Genomic DNA, 17,383 nt, shown 5'->3' with positions numbered 1-17,383 from the left:
ACGGTGAAGGCTTCAGTGGGCCCTTTTTCCGTTAACCCAGACTTCCGTAACGTGTAGATTTTCATCCAGAATCGTGAAATCTGCCAAAAGCTCAGGAGAAATCGCGCCGCGATCATGCAGTCCCAGATAGGCTGCCGCATTGGTGCTGACGAGTTTTGCTGCTTCCGGCAGAGACTTTCCGGCCTGTACGGCATTGCGCAAGGCCTGATCGAGTGTGAGCACACTGCCCGCCAAAGAGCCGCCGGGCAGACGAACAACACCATCCTGAATGAGCACATCCTGTCCACCCAGACTGCTTGGTCCCTCAGGCTCACCTGTGCCACGCATGGCGTCTGTTACGAACAGAAGGCGATCTCCCATCACGCGTGATGCCAGACGGAAACTGGCGGGATGAACATGATGCGTGTCGAAAATCATCTCGGCATAAGCCGTGTCACTGCACATCAGCGCCGTAACGGGACCAGGCTTGCGCCCTTCAATGGGAGACATGGCGTTGAAGAGATGCGTCGCACCAATCGTGCCGCCAGCACCGCACACCAGACAGATAGCGCGCTCCGCCCCATCATAGTCAGTTGTCGTGTGACCAAGGCTGACACGTACATCAGCCTGAGCGAAACTGCGCATTGCGCTTTCGGCATATTCAAGCTCAGGGGCGAGAGTGACGACACGAACACATCCCGTTGCAATCGCGTCCTGAACTTTGTCGGGAGACGGGGGAATTGCAAATGGAGGCTGTGCACCAAGTTTGTGCGGGCTGACGAATGGCCCTTCCAGATGTGCACCATGAATGCGCGGACCATTCTCGATGCCGCGTTGACAGACTTCTGCCACAGCCCTCAGAGCGTTCATGACGTCATTCCAGGGAGCGGTGATGGTTGTCGGCAGAATGGTGGTTGTGCCGTGGGCCATATGAAAGCGGGCCAGAGTCTCAATAGCCTCAACACCATCCATGGTGTCAGCGCCGCCACCACCATGAACATGCCCATCAATGAAGCCGGGAAGAATATAGCGCTTCCCAGCGTTTTTCAGAGGTTCCAGATCACGGATATGGCTGTCGAAGGTGACACGTCCCGGGACAATGCGATCACGGAGAACGAGGTTACCATCGAGATGAGAGGTCATTTTTTCTGGTCCAGTGGCAGGAGGCCCGTCTGTCCGTAACGGCGAGCGTAGAAAAGAACTGCGAGATAGGATGGCAGGACGAGGAGTGCAAACATCGCCTGAAAGCCGACATAAGGCTTCAGCAGAACATAGATCTGCGGAATGATCGCGCCACCGCTATACGCCATGACGAGTAGGGCCGAGGCTAATGGTGTCCATGGGCCAGCACCCCGAATGGCAATCGGGAAGATCGTCGGCATGATCATGGCGTTTGTGGCGCCGAGCAAAGCAACGCAAAGCACCGAGGGGTAACCATGCGTCAGGAAGGCCGCAATGGTCAGGATGCAGCCGCCAATACATGAAAATTCAAGAAAGCGTTCCTGCGTAATGATGCGTGGGACAACGACGAACCCGGCCACATATCCCGTCAGCATTCCGGCGAGGGTCAGAGAGGTGAAGAACTTGGTCTGGCTTAGTGGAAGACCAAAACCCTGCCCGTATGTCCCGATGGCGTCACCGGCCATGACTTCGATGCCGACATAGATGAACATGGCCGCAATGCCGAAGACGAGATGCGGCCGGAAGATCTTCTCACTGCTTCCGCTCACGCTTGGAAGGGACGGGGCTTGAAGTTCTGGGAGCGGAAAGAAAACCACGCCCACCGCAGCTACCAGCAGAACAACAGCCATGCTCATATACGGTGCATAAATGGCATGAACGAAGCTGTTCAAAATGGCGTCTCGCGCTTCTGGCGTTGCTGCAAGCTGTGCTTTTTCCGCGACATTTCCGATATCGCCCATAACGACTGTAGCCAGTACGATAGGCGCCAAAATGCCTGCGAATTTATTGCAAACACCCATGATGGCGATACGCTGGGCAGCGCGTTCCGAAGGGCCAAGCAGGCTGACCAATGGGTTGATGACGACCTGCATCAGTGCAAGGCCTGAACCCAGCACCAGAAGTCCGGCCAGTGCGCCGCCATAAATGCGCATGGAGACGAATTGCCCGAACAGAGCCACGCCCGCCGCACACAAAACCAGAGCCCCGGATAGACCACGGCGCAAACCCAGTGACCGGGCGACAAATGATGCGGGAATGGAGAACAGGAAATACGACAGGTAGAAGACCAGAGGCACCAGAAAGGCGCTGACGTCTCCCAGGGAGAACGCAACCCGGACAAATGAGATCAGCGGCCCGTTCAGCCAGGTCACAAAACCCATCATGAAGAAGATGGCGGCGGCAACACCAAGTGGACCAAGGCCGTATGAGCCAGTCAGGCTGTCCGGGGAACGGTTCATGTCACTTCGGCTCCACAGGCCTGATCGTACAGGCCAAGAACTGTGTCGATTGCGGAAAGAATGATGTCGCGCGGATGCCGTGGAAGCAGTTCGTCGCGGATTTTTTCGTACTGCACCGGCAGGAACTGGCTCAGAAGGGGATCTGGCAGCCCTGTTTCCTCAAGCTGGTGCAGAAGCGTTTCAACAGCCGCTTCCGCATCAGGCTGAGGCCAGTAATAGCGGATGCGGTCGCTATAGGCATAGTGACGGAGAATGGCGAGCTTGCCCTCGGTGCCTTCGTAATGGCCACGCCATTGTGCAGGCTGCTGCGTCATGATCCGTTCCATGACCGCCCGCAGGCTTTCCTGCTGCGGCAAAAGGACAGAGCGGATGCTGTCCAGCCCGTATAGGGCTTCACGCAGGGCAAAGGTCAGACCCGGTCCAACCTTCAGGAGAAGGAAGCCGTCTTCCACAAGCGCGCGCAGGGCGAGGAGGGGCTGATAATCGGTAGAATGGGCTTCGAAGATCTGGCCGGGCATCCGCTTTAGTGTTGCCGAAAGAGACTGCGCGCGTGGCCGGTCGTAAATCACGACATCTTCCACACCGAATTCCACGCCCGGCTGAACGACAAGCCCGATCACACGGCTCCAGACGTCATCGCCTAGAACCCGGCGGAACAGTGTTTCGTGAATCTGAAGTGTTGCAGTGGCAGCGTCCGGAGAGGTCGGCTCCAGATGGTCCAAAGCCTCAGCCGCACCGCCTGGAACAGGCACTTCTGTTCCGATGATATAGACGGCCTGACCGGGAGCCGCGCTTTCGGCGCGCTGTGCAAGGGCGCAGGCGCGTTCGGCAACGGTTTCATCGGAAAGCGCAACCGGTTCGCCCGCGCAGCCCATGCTGGCATCGAGATGCAGCTTGACGAAGCCCGCTTTCGCAAAGGCTTCGATCATGGTCAGGGCCTTGTCCATGGCCTCTTGCGGGGGCAGGGCTTTCCATGGATTGGGGCCAAGATGATCGCCACCCAATAGTACCAGATGTTCCGGGCAGCCGACCTTAGTGGCAATTCCAAGAACAAGATCCCGGAAATCTGCCGGGGTCATGCCAGTATAACCCCCATCCTGATTGACCTGATTGCAGGTCGCCTCGATCAGGACAGGCCGACCGGTTCTGGCCGCGCGCTGCAATGCGGCTTCCAGCACTAGCGGATGCGCGGAGCAGACGGAGGCCAAACCCTTGCGCTGTGCCGCGGGAACGGCTGGGTCATGGGCCTGTTTGACGAGGTTCAGGAAGGGGGAAATGCTCATGATCAGGCGATCGTCACAACTTTGGTGAGATGACGCGGTGCCAAGGTATCAAGCCCCTTGGAGCGCGCGACATATTCACCGAAAAGCTGAAGCACGGGCAGAACCACCAACGGACGGACATCTGCGCCTTCCTTCACGGACAGCGAGACTGTGCCGGGGCCGCCGAGGCCGAGAACGCGTGCGCCCTTGGCCATCAGATCCTTGGCCAGAATGCTCTCTTCTTCCAGCGTGTCAGGATGGTACAGGAAAACGACGAGTGAGCTGTCATCAATCAGGCTGATCGGGCCGTGACGGTATTCCAGCGGGTGATGCGCTTCCGTCTGGCTCAGGCTCATTTCCTGAAGCTTCAGGGAGCCTTCGCGTGCAACACCATAAAGCGCACCAGCGCCCAGGAACACGAAATGGGACCGACCTTCGATCAGCGCCTTGAGCTGTGGGTCGGCCTCGTTAAGGAGCTCTTCGGCAGCCTTCGTCGTCTCCGGTGTAACGGCAATACCCGCATAACGCAGGCCCATCAGCAGCATCAGACTGGCTGATGCCGTCATGACGATTCCTTCTTCAGCGTGCGTTTTAGCCAGAACGGTCTCGTCCGCGTTTTTTTCCAGGCTCGTGTCTTCCGCACAGGTGAACGCTGTGACGTGCAGTCCGTTCTTGCGGCTTTCGATGGCAGCGGCAACGGTTTCGGTGGATTCACCACTGCGGGAAAGCGCCAGAATGTTCGGGCGAATGCGCGAAGGCACATAATCCTGAGGGCGACGGGTCCATTCATTGCCAGCGACAGCGCGGGAGAACACTCCGTGTGCGTTCAGGCTGGCGGCAATAGAGTCTGCAATATGGACTGATGTGCCACAGCCAACAACGACCGTTACGGTTTCAGGGTCCGGGTGGACATCCCGCATGTCCACCTTGTTCCAGAGGGGAAACTGTTCGCGAATACCGCGTTCGGTAGCGTTCATGAGATAGCCTTTCAGGAGCCAAGTCCCGCAGCGCCAAGCGTACGGGCAAGAGATGTGATCCAGGACGCATCAGGCGTCCATCCAGCTTGACGGGCCGCAGTCAGGAGACCGCCGCCGATAGGAGGTAAAAGCGGAGAGACAGGCGTACCGCACTGCGCCGCGATGGCGTTGCGCAGGAACGGACTTTGAAGCGTGCCCCCCGCGTAGCTCCAGGGCAGTTCTACGTCCGGCATTTTGGTTCGTGCCGCCCGAATATGTACGGCCAGTTCGGTTGCGGCAGTATTCAGAAGGGCCGCGGCGGGTGTGCAGCCGTTTTCAGCCAATGTCGAAACATGGCGTGCCAAGGCAGCAACGGCGGAACGCGGATGCTCCAGATTGCCGTACCACTCAAGAAGGGCAGGGGTGCAGAGCTTTGGATCCGAGGGCAGACCCATGGCCATACAGAATGGTTCCAGAAATGCGAAATCCCGCGTGTTCCGGCCATCCAGAATATGGGTCAGAAGCGTCAGGGCATTGCGGCCGATCTGATAGGCGCTTCCTTCATCGCCAAACAGGCTTCCCCATCCGCCAACGCGGCAATGCTGACCTCGCCCATCCGAGGCCCAGGCCATGGAACCAGTGCCAGACAGAACAAGCACCCCCGGTTCGCCACCAAAAGCAGCGGAACAGGCCATATCCACATCGTTCGTCAGGGAATAGGGGATTTTGCCAAGACTCTCCGAAACAGCGTCTTCTTGTCGTGAGCAGAGTGTTGCGCTTTCACCGTAACCTGCAAGTCCCAGACCAACGGCCTGTGTCGAGGTGGGAAGTAACTTGAGCAGCCCCGTCAAGCGTTCCCGCCAGAGCGGCTGATCGAACGGATTTGTGCCACCGGTCTGCTCAACATTGGCGATTGTGCCGTCAGAGTTGAGCATCACAAGAAGGGTCTTGCTGCCGCCACCGTCAATCGCTGCGATACAGGGTTCAGTCACGGCAAAACTTTCCGGGGCCATTTGATCCTTTTCCGATATGACCGGTCGCAACGCGGTCATGTCAAGTCATCTTTGTGATCGAAATGTTCCAATTTCGATCATTTCATGCGTGCTTCCCAAAAAGCCTGAGCGTGACTAGAGTGGCTGCGTCATGGCCCACAGGGGAGAGCGACCTTGGCTTCCGACCGTCTGACGCAGATTCGTCACTATCTTTATCTGAACGGCATGACTGGCGTTCACGAACTGGCTGAGCAGGTCGATGCATCGCTTGCAACGATCAGGCGTGATCTCCAGCGACTGGAAGAGCAGGGTATTGTCATCCGGACACATGGTGGGGCGTCCCTCGCCGAGTCCGTTGATCGTGAAGTAGCGTTTGAAACCCGCGAAAATCAGGCTCTGGATCATAAGCGCGCTATTGCGGATGAGGCTTTCTCCTGTCTGAAGCGCGGTTCGGCGGTCTTTTTTGATGCTGGAACGACGGTATTGCAGCTCGCCCGGCGTCTGCGGATCGACCCGATGCCCCTGACGGTTTTTTCTAACAACATCACGGTGTCAGAGGCGCTGAGTGGAGTTGAAGGCGTCGAAATGATTCTTCTTGGTGGCCGTCTGCGTCATGCAAACCGCAGCCTTGTGGGGATTTTGGCGGAGCAGGCCATCGAAAATCTTTGGTTTGATCAAGTATTTCTGGGTGCCAGTGCCGTACAGCCTGACGATACAATTTCGACTCCGGATGGCGAGGAAGCAAGCCTGAACGCTGCCATGATGCGGCGTACGGAAGAGTGCTTCCTTCTCGTAGACAGCATGAAGTTCGGGCGTCGGTCCACTTACAAGGTCGGGCATCTGGACCAGGTGTCCTGCGTCTTTACGGATACGGAACTGGACCCGGGACAGGTTCAGGCTTTGCGGGAACGCGGGCACAAGCTTGTTCTTGCAGGGCATGCAGAAGGAAACAGCGATGACACTGAATGATCCGCGGATTGTAGCGGAAGTTGAGCCTCTGGCTGATCTTTATGAAAAGGCGCTCGGAGAAAACGATCTTCAGACGCTGGATGATCTCTTTTACGCTGGACCAGAGACAGTGCGTTACGGCGTTGGCGAAAATCTGTACGGTATCGAGGAAATTCGTGAGTTCCGAAAGAAGCGGCCCGGCGGTTCGCCCCCACGGGATGTTCTGCGGCGTGTGATTACAACGATCGGTCAGGATGCTGCTGTCGTGGATCTGGAGTTCCAGCGAAAGGGTGGCACGAAAATTGGCCGTCAGAGTCAGACATGGTTTCGTACACAGAACGGCTGGAAAATTCTCGCTGCCCATGTTTCCCTGATGGCAGACATATCCTGAAATTGCCCCTGAAGGAGCGAAAGTGGCGCCATGAGCCTGTCAGAAGATACCGAAATCAAGGTCCTTGCCGCCGCTAACAGGCTTGAGATTCCTACCGAATTTCATGAAGGGGTGCGTACAAACCTTGACCTTCTACGGTCGTACGCGACGCTGATTGAGGGCATGGACCTGTCCGACCGGCTTGAGCCAGCTTTCGAGTACGAGCCATGAGCGGTCTGCAGTTCCGGACGCTGGATATCGCCGCAAAGGTTCGGGGTGGTGACATTTCTGCGACTGAAGTTACCAAGGCTGTATTCGCGGATATTGCCCAGCGCGATGAGCACCTGAATTGCGTCACCCGACCGTTGACGGATCGTGCCATGGCAGCGGCTGCTGCGGTGGACGCTGCTGTTGCGGAAGGTCGTGATCCGGGAGCGCTGGCAGGTGTGCCGTTCGGGATCAAGGATCTGTTCGATGTGGCCGGTCAGGTGACAACGGCCGGATCGAAAGTTCTGGCCAATGATCCGCCTGCCACGCGGGATGCTGCCCTTGTCGCGCGCCTGATTGACGCTGGCGCCATTCCTGTTGCGCTGACGAACATGGACGAGTTCGCCTACGGCTTTGCAACAGACAACGCCCATTATGGTGTTACGCGGAATCCGCACGCGCCGGATCATCTGGCGGGGGGATCTTCGGGTGGGTCCGCCGCAGGCGTGGCGGCACGTTTGTTCTCGCTGGGGCTGGGATCCGACACGAACGGGTCTATTCGTGTTCCGGCTTCGCTGTGCGGAATCTGGGGACTGCGTGCGACGCAGGGACGGCTTCCTATTGAGGGGAGTTATCCGTTTGTCGCCAGCCTCGACACTGTTGGCCCGTTTGCCGACAGTGCGAGCGGTCTGCGTACCTGTTTCGAAGCACTGGCTCAGACTGAAAGTGAACCTGTCGATGTCGGGGCGCTGAAAGTGGCTCGTCTGGGCGGATGGTTCGCGGAGAACATGTCGGCTCCGATGGCAGATGCTGTGGACGCATTGGGCGAGCGTCTGGGTGCAACACAAACAGTCGAACTGCCGGAAGTGGCCCGTGCGCGGGCTTCGGCATTCGTCATCAGTGCATCGGAAGGTGCGGCTCTTCATCTGCATCGGTTGCGCACCCAGGCACAGGATTACGATCCCGCCGTTCGCGATCGCCTTCTGGCAGGCGCGCTTTTGCCCGCATCCCTGATTTTTCAGGCCCATCGTCTGCGGAACTGGTTCCGTGCCCGGATGCATGAGGCCTTTGCTGATGCGGATATCCTGCTGGCTCCAGCCGTTGTGGGGGAAGCGCCGCGCTTCGATCAGCCCTTGATTGAGGTGGGCGGCAAGATGGTTTCGGCACGCGCGAACCTTGGGCTTTATACCCAACCCCTTACACTGGCGGGTTTCCCGGTTCTGACGGTCCCTATGAAGACAGCGGGCCTTCCGTTGGGAGCACAGCTTATTGCACGCCCTGGCCGGGAAGACCTGCTTCTGGCTCTGGGCGAGTCCCTGGAACGGGACGGCAGCGCCGTTGCTCGTCTGGTCTGAGGATTAAAAAGAGAGCCGTCATTGAGGCGGCTCTCCTGCCAATTTTACCAGGCTGCGACAGCCCCATCACTTCTCGGGTCTGTCGCCCCTTCAAAACGTCCATTGCTGTGGCGAACGATCGCACCCGCATGTCCCATGACAGAGGACAGAGCGGGAAGTTCTTCAATGACGTGACCAGCTTTGTGGAGCGCCTGTACGACCTCCGGCGCAAAACCCGGCTCCAGTTTCAGGGACGTGCTTTCTTCGCCCCATGTCCGGCCAAGCAGCCAGCGCGGACGGCAAATGGCCTCCTGCAATGGCACCCCATAGCGTGCATATCGGCTGAAAATGGCAGCCTGCGTCTGTGGCTGTCCTTCCCCACCCATTGTTCCGTAAACCATTGTGCGTCCGTCTTTCAGGCGAGCAGCGGCAGGATTCAGGGTATGGAATGGTTTGGAACCCGGAAGCAGGCAGTTCCAGCCTGAGGGTTTGAGGCGGAAAGATGAACCGCGGTTCTGCCAGAACAGACCACTTTGGGGCAGCATCACACCAGAACCGAACTCAAAATACAGACTTTGGATCATGCTGACTGCGACGCCGTTGCTGTCAATCGCGCCCATCCACGTCGTATCGCCCCACTGGGTTTCTTCGGTCCAGGGGAAGGCTTCGGTCATCGAAATACGGGCTGCCATGCCTTCCAAGGCGTTCTGATCTGCCAGAAGAGCGCGAATGTCGGCTTCAGCGGTAGAGCGTCCGTCAATCTCGCGATTGCGATACCGGAAGGCCTGCTTGGTGGCCTCGATCAACCCATGCAGATATTCAAAGGTTTCCGGTCCTTTATGGTGGGAAAGGCGGTCTTCCAGGGCCAGAATTAACAGCGACGCTGCGCCCTGTGTGGGAGGCGCCATATTATAAAGCGTGCCCAAAGAAGTCTGGACTTCCAGAGGGGCTTTGACTTCGGCTTGATGAGTCAGAAAGTCGTCCAGACGGAGAGGGCTGCCTGCGACTTCAAGATCGGCGGCCATCCCCTTTGCCAGATCGCCTTCATAGAAGCTCCTTAGGCCATGCTGCACAAGGCTGCGAAGCGTTGCGGCAAGGAAAGGAGATGTCTGAATGCTTCCTTCTACCCATGGGGCATCCCCCGGAAGGCAGGTGGCGCGGAAGGTTGGATCACCAGACAGTTCAGCCTGTTTTGACTTGAGAAGACCCGCTTCACTCTCGGAAACCACGCGTCCTGTGCTGGCATAATGAATGGCATCGCGCAGAAGCCGCTCAAGAGGCAGATTGGGCTGATGTCCTGCGCTCTCCCTCAGTGCGGCTTCCCAGCCAGAGACCGTTCCCGCAACCGTATTTGCTGCCAGACCACCACGCCAGGGAATGATGCTGTGTCCAGCCTGTGCATAAAGATCAAGCGTTGCGTTGCGCGCGAGGCGACCACACGCATCAATCGCGATCGTTTTTCCATTGGGATATGAAATTACCCAGAACCCATCCCCGCCGAGACCAGTCATGTGTGGATAGACAGCGGCCAGGGCCGCGGCAGTTGCGACCACAGCCTCAATGGCCGTACCGCCATCTTTCAGAACATCAAGGCCTGCCTGACTGGCCAGATGGTGAGGAGATGTCACCATCCCGCGTAGAGAATTGGGTGTCTGCATGGGAAATACCGTCACGAGAGAGGGATGGGACGAAGGCGTGAAATGTGGTCACACAGCGTTCGAATCAGGAGGTCTTCCGGCCCCTGTGCTGTTTGATGACGCGTCGCGGCGATAAAATCGACGTCTGGAATAGGGGGTAGACTGTCAGGCTGGTAGACGGAGAGGCCCTCGGTTCCGCTAAGGAAGCTGGGTTGGGCTGTGACGCCATAGCCAGCGCGCACCGCAGCAAGAATGGCGCTGAGATTGCTGCTGGTGAAAGCAATATGCCAAGATTGCCCAGCACGATTGAGAGCCTCAATGGCAAGACGCCTCGTGACGCTGCCTTCAGGAAAGGTCACGAGGGGGAGGGATACGCCTTTTTCCGGCAGGGTCTCTTCCGGTCCAAACCATCTCAATTCTTCCGTCCAAAGCTTCTGGCCATGCGTTTCGGACGACCGACGCATTCCACAAAGCAGATCGATTTCGTTGTTTTCCAACAAGCGCGTCAACGACGCGCTGAGGCCAACGATCATGGTGATCTGAAGGGACGGATGAGCGGCACGGAACGTTCCCAGAATTTCGGGAAATCGCGTCAGGAGCAGGTCTTCCGTGACGCCCAGACGAATCGTGCCGCGTGGGATTCCCTTCCGAAAATAGGCAAACAGGTTGCTTTCAACCTGCAACAGTCTCTGGCCCAGCGAGACAAGGGCCATCCCGTCGTCCGTGAGCCTTACAGCCTTCGTACTGCGAGCAAGTAGGCGCGTTCCAAGCTGTTCCTCAAGCCGGCTGACATGCTGACTGATGGTGGACTGGCTGAAACCGAGCGTCTGGGCCGCAGACGTGAAATGCAGGGTTTCTGCGACAGCCAGAAATGAACGCAGATGCATGGGATCAAGATACGTTTGATCTTTCATGCGAATATGTGAGGGCAGTTTTATCACGCGGTCAACTTGATCTGATGCCGTTATGAGCGCACAGTTCGCACAAAACATGATTTCCTTCTGGCGGAGACAGAATGACAGTCCATGGAGCCCGCGCTGTTCAGCGGTGCCGCACCCTTGTTGAACCCCCTTTCAGCGAGGACGCTGGTCAACTTTTCCGTTACTGGCTCGGAACATCCTATCGGCATACGCTCGGCCAGGTCCAGATCTGGATGGAAGAGGCGGGAATGGCTGTGCGGCAGGATGCGGTCGGCAATCTGATCGGCCGTTATGAAGGAACGGACCCGGCCTCTCCAGTGCTCGTTATCGGCTCCCATCTGGATACTGTCCGGAACGGAGGCGCTTTTGACGGCAATCTGGGTGTCATGCTCGGAATTGAACTGGTGTCCGCATTGCGTGAAAACGATGTGCGTCTGCCATTTCCGATTGAAGTCATCGGGTTCGGGGATGAGGAGGGATCGCGCTTTCCCATTCCCATGATCTGTTCGCGGGCCATGACGGGTCTGATTGACGCCGTGCCGCAAGGTGTGACGGATGCTCAGGGCATGACAGTTGCGGACGCTATGGTGTCCTATGGTCTTGATCCGGCTCGGCTCAAGGATGCTGCGCGTCGGCCAGAGGACATTCTGGCTTTCATCGAACCGCATATCGAGCAGGGTCCATGCCTTGAAGCGGCGGACAGGCCCCTCGGTGTTGTCACGGCCATTGCGGCGCAGACCCGGCAGCGTGTAATTGTCAAAGGGCAGGCCGATCATGCCGGCACGACACCGATGCTGCTGCGTCGCGATGCACTGGCGGGCGCAGCTGAGATGATTCTGGCCGTTGAAAAGCGAGGCGCTTCTGGCTCTGGCAATCAGGTCGCGACGGTCGGACAGATGGATGTTACTCCCAATACGTCCAACGTCATTCCGGGCGACGTGTGGTTCTCGCTGGATATGCGGGCGGGGTCTAACGAGATTCGGGATCGTCTGGCCGAAGAAATCCGGTCCGATATCCGGCGGATTGCAGAACGTCGTGGGCTGGAGGTGTCATTCACGACACCACAACATCTTGCAGCATCCGCGTGCTCTCCTGAAATTGTCAGTCGTTTTGCTCATGCCATTGAGAAGGTGACGGGTGAGCCTGCCCCCCAACTCCTGAGTGGTGCGGGTCATGACAGCATGGCCATGGCGGGTTTTTGTCCGATGGGTATGCTGTTCATTCGCAGTCCGGGTGGATTGAGCCATCATCCGGATGAAACGGTGCTTGTGGAGGATGTCGAACTCGCCCACCGCGCCCTGCTTGCTTTCGTCAAGGAATTCCAGTCATGAGCCTGACTTACTCCCAGATTGATCCTCCCTCGCGCCTACTGATGGGTGCTGGGCCAGCCAACGTTCATCCGCGTATCCTGCGGGCCATGGCAACGGATGTGATTGGGCAGATGGACCCGGAAATGACGGCATACATGGACGAAACCATGGCGCTGTACCGGGAAGTCTTTCAGACGAAGAACCACTGGACGCTGCTGGTCAATGGTTCCGCCCGTTCCGCAATTGAGGCAGCTCTGGTGTCGCTGGTTTCGCCGGGCATGAAAGTTGTGATTCCGCGAATTGGCCGGTTCGGTCTGTTGCTGACCGAGATCGTTCATCGCTGTGGCGGTATTCCCTGCACAATTGATGTTGAATGGGGGCAGGTTGTCGATCCGGCTGCAGTTGAAGCGGCGATCATTGAACACAAGCCGGGACTGGTCGCTGCCGTTCATGGCGATACGTCCACAACGACAGCCCAGCCGCTCGAGGAAATTGGCGCCATTTGCCGTCGCCATAACGTACTGTTCTACGTGGATGCGACGGCAACACTGGGCGGCATGGAGTTCAAGACGGACGCGTGGAACATCGATGTCGCTACGGCTGGATTGCAGAAATGCCTTGGTGGGCCGCCGGGTTCCGCGCCCATCACGCTCTCTGACCGTGCCGTAAAGGCCATTTTGCGTCGTCGCCACGATGAGGCCGGGATTGCGACTGGTCAGCCACAGGGCGATGGACCGGTCATCCAGTCGAACTATTTCGATCTGGCGATGCTGATGAACTATTGGTCTCCGGCCCGGATGAACCATCACACCGAAGCGACCTCCATGCTCTATGCCTCCCGTGAGGCAGCCCGGATTGTGGTCGAGGAAGGTGTGCAGGCGCGGGTTGAGCGTCATACCCGGGCTGGGCGCGCCATGGTGGCCGGACTGCGGGCGATGGGCCTGCGTGTTTATGGTGACGATGCAACGCGCATGGCAAATGTGACAGGTGTGTGGGTGCCAGAGGGTGTGGACAATGCGCGTGTCCGGGAACTGATGCGCAAGGATTTCGAGATCGAAATCGTATCGTCCTTTGGTCCGCTGACAGGCAAAATCTGGCGGATCGGTGCCATGGGCGTGAATGCGCAGAAGCATAAGGTACTGCTCACGCTCGCTGCCTTCGAGGCGGTGCTCGCGGGCGAGGGCGTCAGCCTGCCGCGTGGTGCTGGTGTCGATGCCGCGCGTGCGGCATGGGACGCAGCCTGAAGGGCATTATGTCTTAGGGTGGTTCTTTCGACCTGAACCACTTTTCTTGCCGCCACCGCTTTCCTTGTTGACGGTGGCCCAGGCGCGGCGTTCGGCTTCTTTCTCCGAAACGCCGCGTTCTTCATAGCTTTCTTCGATATGCTGAGCCTGTCGTTTCTGCTTGTTCGTATAGGCCGACTTATCTCCGCGTGGCATGATGATGCCTCCTGAAAAGTGCGTTACCGTTTCAGGTGTACGCGGGCTAGGCGGGCCGGTTTCCCCAACTCTGCGGCAAAGCAGCGACGTTTTCACGAAATGGGAGTAATTTTTCCCTTTTCAGGGCTTGCAAAGAAAAAAATCGTCCGCTAGAACGCGCCTACCTCGATGGTAGCGCCGGTGTAGCTCAGCTGGTAGAGCACGTCATTCGTAATGATGGGGTCGGGAGTTCGAATCTCTTCTCCGGCACCATCGAGGTCTTCCTCAAAAATTCAGCCTCACTCTAGCAGTGCCAAGTGTTGCAATAGCTGAATTTTGTCATATTATTTCAAAAATAATCCTTCCGCAGCGTGCAAATCGTACGAAATGGTCCTACCTTGATCTTCGCATCCTGATGCGTAAGCCATGATGTTGCGTGCTGCACTGTCCTCTGATGGCTCCATGCGCTAGGGTAGGAGCGTCATGACTGACCGTTTTCACAAGCGCCTCTGGCAAAATGCCGTCAATCTCTCCCGGACGTCCCAGAAGCCTCACGACTCTCTTCACGTTGTAGAGGGGCTGCATGAGTGTTCGGTCTGCGGCCTGTTCCAGCGTGTTCCGAAGCTAAAACCCGGGTTTTTGGCGGAATGTCAGCGGTGTGGATCACAGATTGTCCGCCGACGAAAAACATCAGTCATTGGGGCCCCTGCGGCGTTCTGTGTGGCATCTGCTGCCTTATATGTGGCTTTGTTGATCAGTCCGCTCATGACTCTGAATGTTTATGGGCGGGAAAACACGGTCGCCCTGATGTCCGGCCCGATAGAGCTGAGCTACCAAGGGTATAATACCATGAGCCTCCTCGTGGGGCTTACAACACTGGCTATGCCCGGCGTTGTGATTGTTCTAATGGCGGCTGTTCTTTACGGCGCTTCGCGGCCTCATATGCCGGATTGGACCCCTAGACTTCTGACTTGGTACGACCGTCTGCGAGGCTGGTCGATGGTGGAAGTGTATGTTCTGGGTGTGCTCGTCGCCTATACCAAGCTGGTTGACCTTGCTCTCGTAGATTTACAGCCGGGCGTTTATCTTCTTGGTGGCCTGATGCTGACCATGGCGGCGATGGATTCCACTTTTGATGATGAGCTGATCTGGAACAATCGGGATTTGCGCAAAAGGGTAGATGGTCACCGCGGCAAGGTGCTGAACGTTGCGCAACTCGATGCGCATAAAGACCCGTTGCCTCCGGTCGAACACATGCTCTCCTGTCATGCCTGTGGGTTGGTCGTAGCCTTCGACCACGCGGTTCCGCAGGAAGCGGATATGGGGGACTGTCCTCGCTGTGACCAGATCCTTCGCCGCAGAAAGCGCCAGAGTTTGGCCTCTGCGAGCTGCTTTCTGGTTGCGGGCATTATCTTTTACATTCCGGCAAATATGCTGCCCGTCATGACTTATACGAAAGTGGGGCACGGTGCGCCGAGTACGATCATTAGTGGTGTGATTGAGCTCTGGCAGGCGGGAATGATACCGCTTTCGCTACTGGTGCTGTTTGCCAGCATTACCGTACCGGTTCTGAAGATTCTGGCGCTGAGCTTCATGATTATCAGTACCAAGCTCAGATCTCGCTGGCAGCTTCCGCTGCTTGGGAAACTGTATCGCCTGGTGGATATCATTGGCCGATGGTCGATGATCGACGTGTTCATGATTTCTATTCTTTGCGCTGTGGTGCATTTCGCTTTTCTGGCTAATGTCACAGCCGACCCTGGCATGATTTGTTTTGCACTCGTGGTCATTCTCACAATTTTTGCGGTTGAACTGTTTGATCCGCGAAGCATGTGGGATGCGGCCGGGCTGAACCAGTCTGTGCCTGAGGATGCTGCTGGGCAGGTTCGTCCGGATGCACCGATTCCTGATGGGCCTGTCCCGTCTTCCGATACCCTTCATATGGAGTCTGAACGCGCGTGAGCGATTCCCGAAATGATCGCGGGCAGCAGCCGGCATTGCCGGAGGAAGCTCCGGTGCGTCGTACCCGCTTTTCTCTGATCCTGCTGATTCCCGTGCTGGCAATTCTCATCTCCGGATGGCTTGCCTGGAAGCATTTTGCGACGCGCGGTCCGGAAATCACAATCACCTTCGATACGGCTGACGGGCTGACGCCAGGTCAGACGCAGGTGAAGAATAAAGCTGTGACTTTGGGGACGGTTCAGGAAATTACCTTGAGCAAAGACATGCGGCATGTGAACGTCAAAGTTCAGATGAACGCTAACAGCGCTCATATCCTGACAGACAACACACGGTTCTGGGTTGTTCGTCCTCGGATCAACGGAGCGAGCATCACAGGTCTGGATACGTTGATTTCCGGTGCCTACATCGCCATTGATCCTGGAACGCCCAATGGGCATTACCAAACTGAATTCCGGGGTCTTGAGTCGGTTCCTGGAGTACGTTCGGATCAGCCGGGAACGACATTCTGGCTGGTGTCACCTGCTCTCGGCTCGTTGGGGCAGGGGGCTCCAGTCTTCTTCCGTGATGTTCCTGTTGGCGAAGTTCTTGGCTACACGATGCCTCCCGGCGGAGAGGGGCCCATCGTCATACAGGTTTTCGTCAAGGCGCCTTATGACCATTATCTGCGGACAGACAGTCGGTTCTGGAATGTGTCGGGTATTCAGGTTGGGCTCGGTGCCGGTGGTCTGAAGGTGCAGATGCAGTCCATTCAGGCGCTGTTCTCTGGCGGTGTTGCCTTCGGGTTGCCTGATCGTCGTCGGGAGCTTGCAGCGCCTGTCGCGCCAGCCAATTCCGTTTTCAAGCTGTATACGAGTCAGGAAGACGCAGACAGCGCGCGTTATCATCAGCGCCTGCGTGTCGCCACTTACATCGATACGTCTGTAAAGGGGCTTGCAGCCGGTAGCCAAGTCAGCATGTTCGGGTTGCAGGTGGGAACGGTGACGGCCGTCAAGCTGCAGATTCCTTCGCCGCAGGATAAGCCGCGCGTTCGGGTGGAAATGCAGATCGAACCCGAGCGTATGATGCCGGAATGGAAAGAGAGCCAACTCGCACAGGCCAAGGAATATCTTGCGGCTTTTGTGGCTAATGGCATGCGAGCATCGGTGCAGAGTGCCAGCTTCCTGACGGGAGAGTCCATGATTGGGCTCCAGTTCGTCAAGAATGCCCCTCCTCTGGCACTGACCTACGAAGGCGATGTTGCAATCATGCCGAGCCAGCCAGGCGGGGTTGATGGCATTATGGATTCCGTCTCGACGATTACGGACAAGATTGCTGCGATGCCGCTCACCCAGATCGGGGAGCACGTCAATGATCTGATTGCTCATGCTGACGGGCGACTGAACAGTCGTGAAGTGACGCAGTCTCTCGTAGCGCTCCGCAATTCTCTTCAGCATCTGGATACGCTAACCAAGAATGCCAACCAGCACCTACCGGAGCTTCTGGCATCTCTGCAGGGGACGATGAATAACGCCCAGTCTCTTCTTGGAGCCTATGGTGGCGATACGGACTTTCATCGCAGCCTTCAGGGGATGATCACCCAGATGACACAGATGGCTCGGTCCCTGCGTCTTCTGACAGATTATCTGGACCACCATCCTTCCGCACTTATTACCGGCCGCAGGAACTGAC

General features: G+C 57.4%; 16 protein-coding genes and 1 tRNA gene. 9 read left to right on the top strand and 8 right to left on the bottom strand.

Annotated features, from left to right (window positions below):
* Positions 1-12: 12 nt before the first annotated feature.
* The 5 genes from nagA to HKD32_RS12455 are packed head-to-tail and all read right to left on the bottom strand — an operon-like array spanning position 13 to position 5,630.
* Complete coding sequence (gene nagA / locus HKD32_RS12475; protein ID WP_194258153.1) at positions 13-1,122, bottom strand: N-acetylglucosamine-6-phosphate deacetylase; 1,110 nt, start codon at positions 1,120-1,122, stop codon at positions 13-15.
* Positions 1,119-2,399 carry a glucose/galactose MFS transporter gene (gluP, locus tag HKD32_RS12470; protein ID WP_194258152.1) on the bottom strand — a complete coding sequence of 427 codons (1,281 nt, stop codon included), beginning with the start codon at positions 2,397-2,399 and terminating at the stop codon, positions 1,119-1,121. Before gluP ends, nagA begins: the two co-directional genes overlap by 4 nt.
* Positions 2,396-3,682 carry a D-tagatose-bisphosphate aldolase, class II, non-catalytic subunit gene (locus tag HKD32_RS12465; protein WP_061930463.1) on the bottom strand — a complete coding sequence of 429 codons (1,287 nt, stop codon included), beginning with the start codon at positions 3,680-3,682 and terminating at the stop codon, positions 2,396-2,398. Before HKD32_RS12465 ends, gluP begins: the two co-directional genes overlap by 4 nt.
* A 2-nt stretch (positions 3,683-3,684) precedes the next feature.
* Positions 3,685-4,638, bottom strand: a complete 954-nt coding sequence (locus HKD32_RS12460) for an SIS domain-containing protein (protein WP_061930460.1) — start codon at positions 4,636-4,638, stop codon at positions 3,685-3,687.
* Positions 4,639-4,649: 11 nt separating this feature from the next.
* The gene (locus tag HKD32_RS12455; RefSeq protein ID WP_061930457.1) at positions 4,650-5,630 is read right to left on the bottom strand and encodes an N-acetylglucosamine kinase; all 981 of its coding nucleotides are present in this window, start codon (positions 5,628-5,630) and stop codon (positions 4,650-4,652) included.
* 153 nt (positions 5,631-5,783) lie between these two features.
* On the opposite strand from HKD32_RS12455, the gene HKD32_RS12450 reads away from it, so the two are divergent.
* The 4 genes from HKD32_RS12450 to HKD32_RS12435 are packed head-to-tail and all read left to right on the top strand — an operon-like array spanning position 5,784 to position 8,489.
* Complete coding sequence (locus tag HKD32_RS12450; RefSeq protein ID WP_023944576.1) at positions 5,784-6,578, top strand: DeoR/GlpR family DNA-binding transcription regulator; 795 nt, start codon at positions 5,784-5,786, stop codon at positions 6,576-6,578.
* Positions 6,565-6,948 carry an oxalurate catabolism protein HpxZ gene (gene hpxZ / locus HKD32_RS12445; protein ID WP_061930454.1) on the top strand — a complete coding sequence of 128 codons (384 nt, stop codon included), beginning with the start codon at positions 6,565-6,567 and terminating at the stop codon, positions 6,946-6,948. Before HKD32_RS12450 ends, hpxZ begins: the two co-directional genes overlap by 14 nt.
* A 30-nt stretch (positions 6,949-6,978) precedes the next feature.
* Positions 6,979-7,158 (top strand): AtzG-like protein, encoded by a 180-nt coding sequence (locus HKD32_RS12440; RefSeq protein ID WP_061930451.1) that lies wholly within the window; start codon positions 6,979-6,981, stop codon positions 7,156-7,158.
* A complete protein-coding gene (locus tag HKD32_RS12435) occupies positions 7,155-8,489 on the top strand; it encodes an AtzE family amidohydrolase (RefSeq protein WP_061930447.1) in 1,335 nt (444 codons plus the stop codon). Before HKD32_RS12440 ends, HKD32_RS12435 begins: the two co-directional genes overlap by 4 nt.
* Before the next feature lie 44 nt (positions 8,490-8,533).
* On the opposite strand, the gene HKD32_RS12430 is transcribed toward HKD32_RS12435, so the two are convergent.
* Entirely contained in the window at positions 8,534-10,099 is a 1,566-nt protein-coding gene (locus HKD32_RS12430; RefSeq protein ID WP_061930444.1) for a gamma-glutamyltransferase family protein, read from the bottom strand.
* Between the two features lie 38 nt (positions 10,100-10,137).
* The gene (locus HKD32_RS12425; RefSeq protein WP_194258151.1) at positions 10,138-11,019 is read right to left on the bottom strand and encodes a LysR family transcriptional regulator; all 882 of its coding nucleotides are present in this window, start codon (positions 11,017-11,019) and stop codon (positions 10,138-10,140) included.
* Positions 11,020-11,120: 101 nt separating this feature from the next.
* On the opposite strand from HKD32_RS12425, the gene HKD32_RS12420 reads away from it, so the two are divergent.
* The gene (locus HKD32_RS12420) at positions 11,121-12,356 is read left to right on the top strand and encodes an allantoate amidohydrolase (protein ID WP_194258150.1); all 1,236 of its coding nucleotides are present in this window, start codon (positions 11,121-11,123) and stop codon (positions 12,354-12,356) included.
* Positions 12,353-13,579 carry a pyridoxal-phosphate-dependent aminotransferase family protein gene (locus HKD32_RS12415; RefSeq protein ID WP_194258149.1) on the top strand — a complete coding sequence of 409 codons (1,227 nt, stop codon included), beginning with the start codon at positions 12,353-12,355 and terminating at the stop codon, positions 13,577-13,579. The genes HKD32_RS12420 and HKD32_RS12415 overlap by 4 nt, the downstream gene beginning before the upstream one ends.
* Positions 13,580-13,585: 6 nt before the next feature.
* Here HKD32_RS12415 and HKD32_RS12410 read toward each other — a convergent pair whose 3' ends face one another.
* Positions 13,586-13,774, bottom strand: a complete 189-nt coding sequence (locus HKD32_RS12410; protein WP_194258148.1) for a hypothetical protein — start codon at positions 13,772-13,774, stop codon at positions 13,586-13,588.
* A 176-nt stretch (positions 13,775-13,950) separates the two neighbouring features.
* Between HKD32_RS12410 and HKD32_RS12405 the strand changes: the two genes are divergently transcribed.
* From HKD32_RS12405 to HKD32_RS12395, 3 genes are all read left to right on the top strand, one after another.
* Positions 13,951-14,026, top strand: a tRNA-Thr gene (locus tag HKD32_RS12405).
* A 210-nt stretch (positions 14,027-14,236) separates the two neighbouring features.
* A complete protein-coding gene (locus HKD32_RS12400; protein ID WP_062017747.1) occupies positions 14,237-15,715 on the top strand; it encodes a paraquat-inducible protein A in 1,479 nt (492 codons plus the stop codon).
* Positions 15,712-17,382: a PqiB family protein gene (locus tag HKD32_RS12395; RefSeq protein ID WP_034880915.1), complete on the top strand. Its 1,671-nt coding sequence runs from the start codon at positions 15,712-15,714 to the stop codon at positions 17,380-17,382. The genes HKD32_RS12400 and HKD32_RS12395 overlap by 4 nt, the downstream gene beginning before the upstream one ends.
* Position 17,383: the final 1 nt, after the last annotated feature.

The organism is Gluconobacter japonicus, assembly GCF_015244665.1.
Classification (GTDB): Bacteria; Pseudomonadota; Alphaproteobacteria; order Acetobacterales; family Acetobacteraceae; genus Gluconobacter; species Gluconobacter japonicus.
The sequence above is the reverse complement of the archived record's forward strand: the minus strand, read 5'-3'. Positions and strand labels throughout refer to the sequence as shown.